Genomic DNA, 13100 nt, shown 5'->3' on the forward strand with positions numbered 1-13100 from the left:
ACGGCGCCGACCAGGATGCCTACAGCCGCGACTCACTCCTCGCGAACCCGCACATCAAGCTCGCCCACTACCGCCGCGGCTGCATCCGGGCCACGGTGACGTCGGACCTGTGGACGACCGACTTCCGGGTCGTCCCCTATGTCACCATGCCCGGTGCACCGGTCTCCACCCGAGCGACATACGTCGTCGAGAACGGTCACCCCGGCGTCCAGCTCGACAGCGAGGGACCAGCCGTCTGACCGGCGCCGTGGGGCAGCACCGGGCCGGACGCGCTGTGCCAGGGGATGCCGACGCACGGCCGGGTTCTTGAACAGGTGAGGGCCTGCCGGACCCGGGTGTCGGTACGCGGCAGGGTGGGCGCCTGCAGGCTGTCGGCCGAGGCCGGGGCATGTCAGCGGCGGCGCCCGGACGATGCCCGCTGCGCCGTCTTCTTCGCGTGGGCCGCCGCGTCTGCCACCGTGCGGTCCGGGTGGTGGGCGTGCAGGGTGTCCAGGATGCGCAGCGACGTGCCCGGGTCCGCCTCGGCCAGGGCGCCGACGAGGGCTGCGGCGCCGCCGGGCCAGGCGGCGGCCGCCGTGTCGAAGGCGGGGAGCAGGGTCGTCGGCGGGATGTCGGCCGCGGCCGGGGTGCCCGTCTCGTCCGCGTCGTACCGGCGCTTCACATGGCCGAGCATGTCGTCGATCCAGCGCTGGTCCAGCTCCTCGACGAGCACCGTGGCGCGGGCGGTGAGGGGGACCGTGTCCTCGGGGACGGACTCTCCCCGGGCCAGCAGCAGCCCGCGGGCGGCGGCCCCGGTCACCGGGTCGGTGAGCGCGGCGCGCAGCACCGTGTCGGGAATCGCGGCGACATCGAGGCGGGCGAAGTACTCGGACGTGCGGGCGGCATCGGCCTCGTCGGCCTTGGCCGCGGAGACGGCGCCGAGCAGTTCGCCCCATGCCTCGTCCGTGCCACCGCGGTGCGCGGCCCACGCGGCAAGCGTGGCGGCGGCGATCCGGGTGGGCCAGTGGCGGGTGGCGGCCACGGTCTCGGCCGCGTTCCACTCCGCCACGGTTTCCTGGTCGGGGGCGGCCACATGGCCGGCGGTGAGCACGTGGCGCATGACGGCGGCGCCGAGCGGGGTGAGTCCGTAGGTGTCGCCGGTACGGAATACGCAGCCGGTGGCGGCCAGTTGGTCCACGAGCGACGCCAGTCCGTGTGCGGGGGCGTCGAGTTCGGCGCGGTCGGCGTCCGTGACGGCGGGCATCCCGAGGAGTTGGGACAGCTCCTCGGGCGACGGGAGCTCGTAGGCGTCGGGGGCGTTGCGCGACACGGGCGTCGGAGCGTCCTCCAGTTCGGGCGGCAGGCCGTCGGACTTCGCGTCGGCGATCTTGCGGGCGACCGAGTCGGGGGTGCTGCCGCGTTCGTACAGCGAGTAGAGGAGGTGCGCTGCGTCGAACGAGTACGCCTCCTGCGGGCCGGTGACCGGCGGCAGCCGTTCGGCCTGGGCGGCCAGGACGTCGGCGGCCAGCTCGAGCAGCTCCTGCGGGGTGCCGTCGGCCCACACGACGGTGGCGGGGCCGGGCAGGCCGCAGCGTTCCGCGACGTCGCGCAGCTCGTCGTCGAAGGTCCCGGCCGCGAGCGCCGCGGGGAGCGGGGCGGCGTGCAACAGGTCCCGGATCTCGTCGGGCGACGGGACCGCCGGCGGGGGCGGCAGCGGGACGGACGAGTCGCCGTAGTAGTCGAGGTGTTCGTCGAGCATGCGGTCGGCGAGCTCGACGTGCGGCATCGCCTCCGGGGCGGGGGCGAGTGCGGCGTGCCGGGCGGCGAACGCCTCCGCGAGCCCCGCCGCGGTCCACCGGTCGGTCAACGCATCGGCGATGCGCTCCAGTTCGCCGCTGAGCGCGTCGTCGGGGTGTCGGTCGTCCAGCGGCGGTGTGGGCAGCAACGGACCCGCCGGTGATGCCTCGCGGATGTCGCGGGCGAACGCGGCGAGCAGCGCCTCGCCGAGACGGATCCGCACGGCGAACGTCCGTTCCGCGAGGTCGGAACGGTGCAGCGGCTCGGGCAGGGCCGGCCGGTCGGCGTGCGGTGTGTTCTCGTGGGCGTCGAGCCAGGCCCCCACGGCAGCGGGGTCGTCCGGGTCGACACCGTCGGCGGTCAGCAGCGACGCGTACCAGCGGTGCCAGGTCAGATTCGCCGGGTCCGCCATGGCGCGGCGGAAGCCGGGCACGGCGTCCTCGACGGCGGCGAGCAGGCGCGCGTGGCGCTTGGCGTTGAGCCGGCCCGCTGTCCGGACCCGGTCGGCGAGGGTGCTGAGGACGTCGGGCAGGGCGTCCAGCTCGTCGTCGCCGGCGCACAGCAGCTGCGGCAGGTCCTCGTGCAGCACCTGCCGCAGCAGGCCGGGGGTCGGCTCCGGCACGCCCGCCCTGCGGTCCGCTCCGCGCAGCGCGAGCATCGTCAGCACAGCGTCCGTGAGGCGCTCCGGCAGTGCGACGCCTCTCTTCCCCATCGCCCAGCTGAGGAAGTCGTCGCGGCCGGTGTTCAAGGCGTTCGTACGAGTCACTCGTGGAGCGTATGAGTGCGGGCGGCCCCGGTGATCCTTCCGGGCCCGGGGTTAGCCCGATCGGGCGAGTGATACGTCTGTGTGGCCCGCTCCCCGGCACACCGGACGGAGCGGCGGCGAGACCGGTCGGAGCCCGGAACCGGCAGGGGCGGGGTGGGGGCGGGGCGGGATTCGCGTGGTGGCGATGAGTTCGCGTCGGGCGGACAGTCAGCACCGCACATGGACACCTCCGACACCCCGTCCCTGCCCGATCTCACTCCCGCCGTCCAGGCGGTGACGCAGCTGCTCGGCGTGATCGGCGACGAGCGCCCGGCGCTTTGACCCCGTGTCCCGAGTACGCGGCGCGGGAGCTGCCGGCCCCCATCGAGGGGCTGCCCTCGCCTTCCGGGACGCGGCACTCAGTGCTTGTCGACTTCCCACAACGAGACATGACGAGCCCTGCGTTCGCACGTCGGCGGGCGACTCAACCGCCCGCCGGGTCAGCACTCCTCCGGCCGGCACCGAAGCTGCAAAGCCCGTCACAGACGACGGAGCTACGAGAAGAGCATCTCGACCAATCTTGACGAGGCGTCAGGGAAGTCGGCCTTGGGTCAGCAAGAGTCCTGCCGCAGCTGCCCGTAGACGGCCACATCGTGGAATCGTCCGCCACTCCGCCTCAAGCGTGCAATCTGCTCGGCCGCCGTCTCGCAAGCGACCGGAAAGCGAGAGCCGGTGACCGGCAGTCTCCCACCCGCCAGTCACTGACTCCCCCGCATTCCGGCAGGTCAGCGTACTCGCCCTCGTGGTTTCAGCGGCACCGGCGGGAACTCGGGGGCCGACAGCGGGTCCCCGTCGTAGCCCTTCACCTCACCGAAGCGGGCGCCTTCCATCCAGTCCCGGCGGGCCTGTTCGATCTCCTCCTGGGTCCGGCCGATCCAGTTCCAGGACATAACGAACCCTGCGCACATCAGTGCAGGTCAGCGGCGTTCCGGACCGCCGACGGTCAGCAAACTGTCAGCATCGGTCCCGGAGGAGTCAGCAACCGTGAGTTCCGCTGCCCTGGTTCGTGGGATGGGGCCGTTCTTCAGGCAGTGTGAGCATCCGCGGTCGCAGTGGTCGAGGTGTCCGCACCTGTACAAGGTCCGTTACCGGTCTGCGGTGGGGAGGCAGGTGGAGGAAGTCCGGGTTCGCAAACCAAGAGCGGGCGTCGCGCTTTTGACGGAGGTCTACAACGCGAGGAAAGCCGCGCCGCGCGGTCAGGCCGGGGTGGAACGGGTCGCCAGGTACGGGGCGATGCGGTTCGAGGAGTACGCCCGTGAGTGGAAGGCCGGGCAGCGGGGCCGGGCCGGCGTCGGTGGCGCTTCTGGACTCCCTGCTGCCAATCCCTCTGCTGCCGCTGCTGGGCAGCCGACGGATGAACACCTTCGAAACCAGACGTCGGGACGGACCCCTGTGGGGCTCGTAAAGTCATCGCTGCAGGGGGAGCCCGCGTGCACGACCCCTCGGCGGTGGCGATGAACACCCATGCCGAGAGGTTCATCCGCAGCGTGCGGCCGAGTGCACCGACCAGATGCTGCCCCACAACGAGCAACACGCACGGCGTGTCCTCGCCGAGTACACCGAGCATGACAACTCCGGAAGGCCGCACCGGGCCCTGCGGCTTCGCGCACCAGCCGACGACCCGGACGTCATCCCACTCCCGGCCCAGCGGATCCAGCGCCACGACGTCCTCAGCGGACTCGTCCACGAGTACCGCGACACACCCTGACGAAGATCATGACGCTCTGGCAAGCGCCCAGCTCAACGCATGTACGGACTTTTGGCATCCAACAGGCCGCCCCGCAGCCGGCTCATTGGCTTGCGGCGCTCTTCACGTACGCCTCGTACCCCTCCTCCTCCAGCCGCTCGGCCAGTTCCGGGCCGCCGGAGTCGACGATCCGGCCGTCCGCGAAGACGTGTACGTGATCGGGGTGGACGTAGCGCAGAATGCGCGTGTAGTGGGTGATCAGCAGGGTGGCGACCGCGCCGGTGGCGCGGACGCGGTTGACGCCCTCGGAGACGATGCGTAGCGCGTCGATGTCCAGACCGGAATCGGTTTCGTCCAGAATGGCGATCTTCGGCTTCAAGAGTTCCAGCTGAAGGATCTCGTGGCGCTTCTTCTCGCCCCCGGAGAAGCCCTCGTTCACGTTCCGCTCGGCGAAGGACGGGTCGATCTGCAGCCGCTCCATCGCCGCCTGGACCTCCTTCAGCCAGGTGCGCAGTCGCGGGGCCTCACCGTGCACGGCGGTGGTGGCCGACCGCAGGAAGTTGGACATGGAGACGCCGGGGACCTCGACCGGGTACTGCATGGCGAGGAACAGGCCGGCCCGCGCCCGCTCGTCGACCTTCATGGCGAGCAGGTCCTCTCCGTCCAGGAAAGCTGCGCCGGAGGTGACCTGGTATTTGGGATGCCCGGCGAGAGCGTAGGCGAGGGTGGTCTTGCCGGAGCCGTTGGGCCCCATGAGGGCGTGCGTCTCGCCCTGCCGCACGGTCAGGTCGACACCGCGGAGGATCTCCCTCGGACCGTGATCGGTCAGGACCTGGCAGTGCAGGTGGTCGATGACCAGCGTTGCCATGCCTTCTCACCCCTCTTCTTCCTCGTGGAAACGGGACACGGCCGATCAGCGGGGCACCATGGACATGCACGCGGAGCGTGCCGGTGACGGGGCTCACCGCAAACCGCGGCAGTATGCCGCTGACGGCTCCCGGTCCCATGGCGTGGCCAGGAGGAGGCAGTGCAACTCGACGTGATCGTGGAGATCCACGAGGGATCCCGCAACGCATGCGAGAGGGACCACGAACTGCACCGCATCCGGCTGGACCGCATGCTGTTCACCTCGACCAAGTACCCGGCCGACCACGGCTCCATCGAGGGAACACTCGAACGCGCCGGGACCCGCTCGACGCACTTGTCATGGTCGGCGAGCCGACGTTTCCCGGATGTCTGATCGAATGCCGGGCTGTCGGCATGTTCTGCATGAAGGACGAGCGCGGCCCGGACGAGAAGACCCTCTGCACGCCCGCCCACGACCCACGCTACGCCCACGTCCAGGACACAAGGGACGTTCCCGCCTTCGACGAGTTGGAGATCACCTACTTCTTCGAGGCCCATAGGACCTCGCGCCCGGCAAGAGCGCCAAGGATCGCACTGGGCGGGTCAGCGGCTCAGTAACGGCTTCCCGAGGCTTGCGGGGCTGCTCGCCCCGGGCAGCTGCCCCCTGGAAGAGGGGGTTCAGCTCTGTGCCCGCGCCCCGGCTCTCGGTGCTGTCTCCAGCCCGGCAGCAGGAGAGTCGCACTCCCTCTCGCGCGTTGCACCCGCTCGGACGCGACGGTGCCCTCCCCCGGGGGTGAGGACCGGGAGAGGGCACCGCGGGGTGGGCCTGGGGAACGTCAGGCGGCGACCGGGGTCTGTTCGGCCGTGCGCTGGTCCGCGGTCCGCGGGCCGTGGCGGCGGGTGAACAGCCGGTCCAGGCCGAAGGCACCGGAGCCGGTGAACACCAGCAGGAACATGGCCCAGCAGTACATGGCCGCGCCCTCGCCGCTGTTCTGGAGCGGCCACAGGGCTTCGGGCTGGTGCACGCTGAAGTAGGCGTAGGCCATGGCGCCCGACGATATGAACGCGGCGGCCCGGGTGCCCAGGCCGAGCAGGACCAGGCCGCCGCCGACGAACTCGATCACGGCCGCGTACCAGTGGGGCCAGGCCCCGGGCTCGGCGGTGCCGCCGCTGCCGCCCGCGCCGCCGAGCACACCGAACAGTGCGGCGGCGCCGTGGCAGGCGAAGAGCAGGCCGACGGCGATGCGGAAGAGGCCGAGGGCGTACGGCTGGGCGCTGTTGAGGCGTCCGGACATGTGGGAGGTCTCCTTCGGTAGACCGGTCCGGTCCGAAAGGGACCGGGCCGGGGACGAGGACCGAGTCGAAACCCCGCATCAGGTGCACCCAATTTATGCTTGCAAATGCAACATTTGACTTGGGGGTAACGCGGGAATGAAGGGTCAACCGCTTGCCGTCGCGGGTGAGTACGGCTCGACCCCGCCCTCACATTCAAGAGTGCAATCGCATGCACACCCAGAGTCACATTCTGCGGCCAGGTGTGGCTTCGCGCGAGCCGAGTCGCCAAGCGTGTCCGCGTCACCCGCTCGGTTCGGTCTCCGCCACCGCCCTCAGCCGGACAGCCGGCCGCCCGCGGCCGTCCCCGGCGCCGGGCGCTCCGCCACGCGCGCGTGCTCCAGTCAGCGGGTGCGGCAACGCCGCCAGGAACGCCCGATCGCTCGCATCGAACCGTGGCCCGCTCCGGCCCGGCCGCCGTTCGAGCACCGTGATCTGATGGCGCAGCGCCAGAATCTCCACGTCCTTGTCCCGGTCGCTCATCGGTGGCAGGCGCAGCATGGCTAACGCGTTGGTCACCCTCGGGTAGACCAGTCACAACAGCACGATCGATCATGTTGCCGCGGCCATCGACGGCCGCGGCGGAGCGCCGATTCGAGCGACGGCCCTCAGGATCCGGCACTCCCCCACACCGGCTCCCAGCAGGGCCGATGAGGATTTCGGCGCGGGCAGTGTCGGCGTGCGGTGCAGTCCCACGTGACAGCGACGAACCTGCGGTGCCAGGCGAGCAGGGTGGAGGGGGTGACCGGGAAGACCTCGCGCCGGTGTCACCGGGATATCGGCACGGACAGGGCGGCGTACCGGAACCGGTCGCCGGCTCGGAGCGGACCGGACCGGCGATCTGACGGCGCAGGACCGCGTTCTCGTGTTGCGGCACGAGCAGCTCAGCGTCCTTGGTGGTGTCGCGGCGTGGCAGCACCGACGGGACGGACAGCAGCCCTCCGGGCCACCTCGTACAGCAGGGATACGGTCACGCGGACATGCTCCCGGGGCCGAACCGCACCACTCCCACCTGCGCCGATGGCTTTTCGAGTGGGACAAGGGGCAGCTTCGTCGCCGATCCCGGTACTGCCGTGTCCGGCGGCGACTACGTCGACGGGCACTGGTCAGCGGAGGGGCCTGGGGGCTAGCACGGCCGGCTCTCCTCCCGGCCCTGTTCAGTCGTGCCCACGGACATCCGTCCATCACTATGGGGGGAAAGATCTGATTTGCCTGGAGGCCTTGCATGCACCGTGATGGTTTTCCCGCCCCGGATTCCGGGCTCCTCCTCACTCACTTTCTGACGGTGGCCGACGTAGCCCGATCTCGCGCCTTCTACACCGACGTTCTCGGCGGTGAGGTGGTGCTCGAGGAGAACCCCTGCACCATCAAGCTCGGCAACGGATGGATCATCATGAACCCGGGCGGCGGCCCCACCCCGGACAAGCCAGACGTCACCCTGCGCCCGCCCACCGACCCCAGCACGGTCAGCAGCTTCCTCAACCTCCGTGTCGCCGACATCGAGGCATGCCACCGAGAGTGGAGTGCGAAGGGCGCCGAATTCCTCACGCCACCCATCGATCGCACGGCCGAGCTGCGGTGCTACTTGCGCGACCCGGACGGCTATCTCATCGAAGTCGGGCAGGCCACCGGCATGCTGCACGGCGTCTACGCCGACCCGCCCGCCGGTACCAGCTAGTGCCGCGTCAGACACGTTCGCCCCGTTGACGACCTTGCGTAACGGGTGTCGGCGCCGTGGCGATTCCGCACCGTCGGGACCGCGTCCTCGCTGTGCGGTTCAGGATGCAGCCGCCCTTGTGGACTGTCAGCCGGGGTTGGCCGGCGGTTCCGCGGTACCGACGATGAAGCTGCCGCCCACGGTCCGGACATCGGCTGAGCACCCCAGCGCGGCGAGCTTGTCCGTGAGCTCTCCGGCGTCGTGGAAGACCTTCACGACGCGATACGGGCTGCCGTCGTCGAGTCGGCGCTGCACCGCAGGGATGGGCTGCTGGACGAGGACTTCCTCGCGGGCGGCCTCTGCGGGGCCATCGTCGACGAAGATCGCTTTGCCGTGCGGTGCCAGCGCGGCGGCGATGGTGTTCCAGAAGTCCGGTAGGCGGGACGGCGGGATGTGGGAGAGCCAGAAGGCGAAGAACACGGTGTCGTAGCGGCGCGGCGGCCGCCAGGTGAACAGATCGGCCTGAATGAACTGGACGTTGGGGGAAGCGATCCGCGCACGCGCGATACCCAGTGTCTCGTCCGACACGTCGACGGCGGTCACCGAGCGCCCCCGAGCGGCGAGCGCCCCGGTCCACTGGCCCGTTCCGCAGGCCAACTCCAGCACGTCCCCGGCGATCGGGAGGTCGTCCGCCGCAGCCAGCAACTCCCGCAGTTCCTCGCGCTCGGCATAGGGCCGGTCGTATCCGCCCGCGTGGGCCCGGTAGTAGGCGATCTGCTCCGTTAAAAGGGCATCCTCATCGCTGTCCATGGCCGCGACCCTACCGATCGTGTCACCCTCCCGTCCCGCCCGGTGCGGCACCGGCGACAACCCGCAGGGCACGCTCCCGCGGCGTGGACCTCCCCTCGCCGCACCCTGCCTCCTGCGGCGGACAAGGTGCGGCCGCCCGGCACCCCCCGGCCCGCCCGGATTCGGGCTCGTAGTGGTCCTCGCGGTGCAGCAGGAGGATCGCATCCGCGTCCTGCTCCGGCGCGCCGGAATCCTACCCATCAGCCGCAGCACACAGCGGGCCCGCCCGGAAGGGCGGGCCCGCTGTGCCAGAACAGCTGACGATCAGGGCTTGCCCACCGGGTTCAGCACGATCTCCCCGGAGTCGTTCGCCGGGTTGCCCTCGTTCGGCATCGTGTACACGAAGAACGCCCGGCCGGTGGCGTTCTTGATCACCTCGTCGACGCGGAGGCCGAAGGTCAAGGTGCGGGAGGCGTCTTCCAGGATCGGCGTGTCGAGGAAGCAGAGGTAGTCGCCCTCGGTGCCCTCCCAGCCCGGGCGGCAGTCCTCAGGGACCGCGGTGACCGTGGTGCCCGGGGGGAGGTCGACCCAGAAGGGGATCGGTTCGCCGCCGGAGCGGAGCACGGCCAGCCAGGCGGGTCCGTGGTTGGCGAAGCCGATGTCCACCGAGACCGTGCTGCCCTTGCGGGCCCGCAGCCGCTCACCGGTCAGATCGAGGTCGAAGGTGTTCGCGGTCGGGAAGTCCAGCTCCGCGTAGCGGGTGTGATCGGCCGGGTCCGCGTCCGGCACGCGGGCCAGCTCCAGCGCCGGCCCGTCACCCGCCTGGTAGTCGCCTTCGGTCAGCAGCTCCCGCGCCTGCTCGGCGGGCACCGCGCTGAAGCTGTAGGACATCCTGTCGTAGAGCGCGAAACCGGCCGTCTCGATCGGGAAGGGCTCGCTCAGCCCGTATGCCGCCTCACCGGTGAACTCGCTGTCGAAGATGCAGAGCGCCGTGGAGCGTCCGAGCACATCGTCGGGGTCACGCGGCTCGTACCAGCAGTTGCCGAAGGTGCTGGGGAAGGACAGGCCCCGGCTGCCGGAGATCCGCAGCACGACGCCGTCGCCGCCCAGCCCGCCGACGTTGCGGAAGCCCAGCGGCGCCTGGAAGGTGTCACCGGCCTGGAAGCCCTCGGGCTCGGTCAGCTGCTTCATCAGCAGCTCCGGGCCGCCCACCAGCACGTCCACTGTGTGCCCGGTGAAGGCCAGGTCCTCGCCCGCGGCCGTGATCTGGATGGCGCCGAAGTCGCCCGCGGCGCTCTCGTCGGTCACATCGAGACGGATGCCGCCGAGGTCGTTGTAGTCCTGGCCCGCGTAGATCTCGTAGTCGCTGCAGGTGGCGACGAGCCCGTCGACGGAGCACCCCTGCCACCCGCCGAGCTGGGAGAAGTCCACCGCAGCAACGCCGGCCAGGGAGCTCGCGTCCACGGTGACCGTGTACTCGCCGGTGTGGATCGGCCAGATGACGCCGTCCTCGTCCGGTACCGGCTCGCCGGGTGCCCGGAGCCCCAGTTCGATCTGCGGCTCACCCGGCCCACCGGCCTCCGGGTGCAGCGAGAGGTTCACGCTGTCAGGGCCAGTGATCGAGACCGGCAGCGGTTCCTCCTGGGCATGGGCAGGACCGGCCAGCGCCGTGCCGACCAGTGCGGCCAGCACAAACGCGGAGATGGTACGCCGCGCGACGGCGAGAGAAGTCATGAGACCTTCCGTAATTCGGACATCCTGCGCACCGGATCGGTGACGCATACACATGACTCGCGAACTTCCCGGAAGGTTGCTCTGAAACGCGATGGGACCACCCCGACAGGGGGTGGCCCCGCCCATCACAATCGACGGCGTTGTCACGTGGTTGAGAGTGTGGGTGCCTGACGGCGGGTCGGGTGTGGTGGGGCCGGATCCCGGCCCCGTGCTCAGGCCGCGGTGGGCGGGCCGACGACGCCGTAGCCTGAGCCGTTGTCACCGCCGAAGCCGAAACGCGCCGAACCGGCTCACCCCTCGAGCACTCACTCAACCTGACAACGCCAGACCGAACGCTCCGAAGGTGGCCCGCTCTCCACCGCCATGCAGCAACTGGGCATAACGCTGCCCCTGTGAGAGCAAGCCGCTGGACGCGTCACAGGCCGGAAGCGAGGTGCGTGGCGAAGTGGTGGTGATCGGTCGTGCCGGGCACCTGCGCAGCGGTGGCGGGGTGCGGATCGGCGCGGGGTCTGTTGCCGTCGGCCGGGATCCGGGATGCTCCTGTGGCATGAGTAGACCCGTGAGACGCACCATCCGTATGCGCCACTGGATCTGGCCCGTCGTCGCCGCCGTGGTCGCGACGACGTTCAGCTGGAGCTCGCCCGCAGGGGCGGACGGTGACCGGACCGGGCTGCCGGAGGCCATCGACACGATCCTCGGCGACGCCCGCATGGACGGCGGCGCCGCGAGCGTCGTCGTCGCCGACGCGAAGACCGGCGCGGTCCTTTATCAGCGTCTGCCGAGCGGGCGGCTCATGCCCGCCTCCAACACCAAGTTGCTCACCTCGGCCGCGGCCATGGCGCTGCTCGGCCCCGACCACCGCTTCACCACCGACGTCCTGTCGACCGGTGCCCGGCACGGCTCCGTGCTCGACGGCGACCTGTATCTGCGCGGCACCGGCGATCCGACCCTGCTCGCCGAGGACTACGACCGGCTCGCCGCCGCGCTCGCCGACTCGGGGGTGCGGCGCGTCACCGGGCGCCTGGTCGCCGACGACACCCGCTTCGACGACCAACGGCTCGGCCGTTCCTGGGCCTCCGACGACGAATCCTCGTACTACTCGGCGCAGACCTCCGCGCTGAGCGTCGCCCCCGACACCGACTACGACACCGGCACGGTCATCGTGCATGCGGCGCCGGGGGCCAAGCCCGGCGACCGGCCGCGCACCACCGTCACCCCGGCCAATCACTACGTCCACCTCGACGTGCGCGCGACCACCGTCGACCGGGGCGGCCCGAGCGACCTCACCGTCGAGCGGCAGCACGGCGCCAACACCGTCACCGTCAGCGGCACCCTGCCTGTGGGCGGCGCCACCGCCAAGGAGTGGGTCAGCGTCTGGGAGCCCACCGGCTACGCCGCGGACGTCTTCCGCGACGCGCTGGCAGCGCACGGCGTGCGCGTCACCGGGGCGACCCGGCTCGGCGAGGCGACTCCGAAGGGCGCGCACAGGCTTGCCACGCACGAGTCCATGCCCCTCAAGGAGCTGCTGATCCCGTTCCTGAAGCTGTCCAACAACATGCACGCCGAGGCGCTGACCAAGGCGATCGGATACGAGACCTCCGGGCGCGGCACCTGGGATGCCGGCCTCGCCGGCATCAGCGGCTACCTGAAGCGCGTCGGCGTCGACCCGGGCAAGCTGCGCCAGGTCGACGGTTCCGGGCTGTCCCGGATGGACAGCGTCCCCGCGGACCAGCTCGCCAGGCTGCTCCTGTCGGTGCGCACCGAGCCCTGGTACGCCGACTGGTACCGGGCCCTCCCGGTGGCCTGTGACCCGGACCGCTTTGTCGGCGGTACGTTGCGCTCGCGGCTGTGCGGCACGCCGGCCGCGCTCAACGCGCGTGGCAAGACGGGGTCGTTGACGGGCGCGTCGGCCCTGTCGGGATACGTCACCGACGCGGGCGGACGCGAACTCGTCTACAGCGTCGTCCTCAACAACTATCTCGTCGGCTCGGTCAAGAGCATCGAGGACGCCATCGTGGCCACCCTCGCCTCGTCCGACGAGAACCGGGCGGTGACGGTGCGGCCGAAGGCCGTCCGGAGCACGGAGAGCAACGGGGACCTGGAGTGCTCGTGGCGCAAGCCGGCGCAGTGCTGAGGCGCCCCTGGGCGCTCGCGCGGGCCACCGGGCAGTCCGCGCCGAGCAGGGCCAGGGCTCAGCGCGCGCCGCGCCGGGTCGCGTAGAACGGCAGTGCGCAGGCGGCAGCGGTGACCGGGGCAAGGCACCCGGCGGCAGGGCCCGCGTGCTCCACCAGCCGGCCGCCGCCCGCCGCGCCGCAGGCGATGCCCCCGAGGAGGCCGGTCACGGCGAGGGTCACGCCCCCGTTCAACCGCTCCTCGGGGGCGCGGCGCTGCCCCAGCGTCACCCCGACAACGAGCGCATCCCCTACAAAGCCCACAGAGGGCAGCGACTTCCCGCGTCGCTGTAGCGGCCCCGA

At 71.0% G+C, this 13100-nt stretch carries 11 protein-coding genes and 2 pseudogenes; 5 read left to right on the forward strand and 8 right to left on the reverse strand.

What is annotated here, in order from left to right; translation table 11 throughout:
- The first annotated feature begins 95 nt into the window (after positions 1 to 95).
- Complete coding sequence (locus tag DIZ27_RS45985; RefSeq protein WP_181383756.1) at positions 96 to 239, forward strand: hypothetical protein; 144 nt, start codon at positions 96 to 98, stop codon at positions 237 to 239.
- Positions 240 to 391: 152 nt separating this feature from the next.
- Here the strand turns inward: DIZ27_RS45985 and DIZ27_RS30640 are convergent, their stop codons facing one another.
- Entirely contained in the window at positions 392 to 2542 is a 2151-nt protein-coding gene (locus tag DIZ27_RS30640; RefSeq protein ID WP_109381682.1) for a hypothetical protein, read from the reverse strand.
- Between the two features lie 764 nt (positions 2543 to 3306).
- Positions 3307 to 3474 (reverse strand): annotated as a pseudogene (locus DIZ27_RS48855) (pirin family protein); the annotation flags it as partial.
- Between the two features lie 617 nt (positions 3475 to 4091).
- Between DIZ27_RS48855 and DIZ27_RS30650 the strand changes: the two are divergent.
- Positions 4092 to 4289 (forward strand): hypothetical protein, encoded by a 198-nt coding sequence (locus DIZ27_RS30650; protein ID WP_109381683.1) that lies wholly within the window; start codon positions 4092 to 4094, stop codon positions 4287 to 4289.
- Positions 4290 to 4371: 82 nt separating this feature from the next.
- Here the strand turns inward: DIZ27_RS30650 and sufC are convergent, their stop codons facing one another.
- Positions 4372 to 5136, reverse strand: a complete 765-nt coding sequence (gene sufC, locus DIZ27_RS30655; protein ID WP_109381684.1) for a Fe-S cluster assembly ATPase SufC — start codon at positions 5134 to 5136, stop codon at positions 4372 to 4374.
- 159 nt (positions 5137 to 5295) lie between these two features.
- On the opposite strand from sufC, the pseudogene DIZ27_RS47545 reads away from it, so the two are divergent.
- Positions 5296 to 5721: pseudogene (locus DIZ27_RS47545) on the forward strand (inorganic diphosphatase); the annotation flags it as partial.
- A gap of 229 nt (positions 5722 to 5950) precedes the next feature.
- On the opposite strand, the gene DIZ27_RS30665 reads toward DIZ27_RS47545, so the two are convergent.
- Complete coding sequence (locus tag DIZ27_RS30665) at positions 5951 to 6409, reverse strand: DoxX family protein (RefSeq protein WP_109381685.1); 459 nt, start codon at positions 6407 to 6409, stop codon at positions 5951 to 5953.
- Between the two features lie 280 nt (positions 6410 to 6689).
- The gene (locus DIZ27_RS47550; RefSeq protein ID WP_258308608.1) at positions 6690 to 6965 is read right to left on the reverse strand and encodes a hypothetical protein; all 276 of its coding nucleotides are present in this window, start codon (positions 6963 to 6965) and stop codon (positions 6690 to 6692) included.
- A 706-nt stretch (positions 6966 to 7671) separates the two neighbouring features.
- Between DIZ27_RS47550 and DIZ27_RS30680 the strand changes: the two genes are divergently transcribed.
- On the forward strand, positions 7672 to 8124 hold the full coding sequence (locus DIZ27_RS30680) for a VOC family protein (RefSeq protein WP_109381686.1): 453 nt from the start codon (positions 7672 to 7674) through the stop codon (positions 8122 to 8124).
- A gap of 126 nt (positions 8125 to 8250) precedes the next feature.
- Here the strand turns inward: DIZ27_RS30680 and DIZ27_RS30685 are convergent, their stop codons facing one another.
- The gene (locus tag DIZ27_RS30685; protein ID WP_109381687.1) at positions 8251 to 8913 is read right to left on the reverse strand and encodes a trans-aconitate 2-methyltransferase; all 663 of its coding nucleotides are present in this window, start codon (positions 8911 to 8913) and stop codon (positions 8251 to 8253) included.
- Between the two features lie 303 nt (positions 8914 to 9216).
- The gene (locus tag DIZ27_RS30690; RefSeq protein WP_109381688.1) at positions 9217 to 10626 is read right to left on the reverse strand and encodes a hypothetical protein; all 1410 of its coding nucleotides are present in this window, start codon (positions 10624 to 10626) and stop codon (positions 9217 to 9219) included.
- A gap of 547 nt (positions 10627 to 11173) precedes the next feature.
- On the opposite strand from DIZ27_RS30690, the gene dacB reads away from it, so the two are divergent.
- Positions 11174 to 12760, forward strand: coding sequence for a D-alanyl-D-alanine carboxypeptidase/D-alanyl-D-alanine-endopeptidase (gene dacB / locus DIZ27_RS30700; RefSeq protein ID WP_109381689.1), 1587 nt, complete (start codon positions 11174 to 11176; stop codon positions 12758 to 12760).
- 58 nt (positions 12761 to 12818) lie between these two features.
- Here the strand turns inward: dacB and DIZ27_RS30705 are convergent, their stop codons facing one another.
- The gene (locus DIZ27_RS30705) at positions 12819 to 13028 is read right to left on the reverse strand and encodes a hypothetical protein (RefSeq protein ID WP_146229017.1); all 210 of its coding nucleotides are present in this window, start codon (positions 13026 to 13028) and stop codon (positions 12819 to 12821) included.
- Positions 13029 to 13100: the final 72 nt, after the last annotated feature.

This window comes from Streptomyces sp. NWU339, assembly GCF_003143855.1.
Taxonomy (GTDB): Bacteria; Actinomycetota; Actinomycetes; order Streptomycetales; family Streptomycetaceae; genus Streptomyces.

What these genes read in the sequence shown, in the direction of transcription:
- sufC (WP_109381684.1), bottom strand. Translation starts at nt 5,136, where the DNA reads ATGGCAACGCTGGTCATCGACCACCTGCACTGCCAGGTCCTGACCGAT.
- DIZ27_RS30680 (WP_109381686.1), top strand. Translation starts at nt 7,672, where the DNA reads ATGCACCGTGATGGTTTTCCCGCCCCGGATTCCGGGCTCCTCCTCACT.
- dacB (WP_109381689.1), top strand. Translation starts at nt 11,174, where the DNA reads ATGAGTAGACCCGTGAGACGCACCATCCGTATGCGCCACTGGATCTGG.
- DIZ27_RS30665 (WP_109381685.1), bottom strand. Translation starts at nt 6,409, where the DNA reads ATGTCCGGACGCCTCAACAGCGCCCAGCCGTACGCCCTCGGCCTCTTC.
- DIZ27_RS30685 (WP_109381687.1), bottom strand. Translation starts at nt 8,913, where the DNA reads ATGGACAGCGATGAGGATGCCCTTTTAACGGAGCAGATCGCCTACTAC.
- DIZ27_RS30650 (WP_109381683.1), top strand. Translation starts at nt 4,092, where the DNA reads ATGCTGCCCCACAACGAGCAACACGCACGGCGTGTCCTCGCCGAGTAC.
- DIZ27_RS30690 (WP_109381688.1), bottom strand. Translation starts at nt 10,626, where the DNA reads ATGACTTCTCTCGCCGTCGCGCGGCGTACCATCTCCGCGTTTGTGCTG.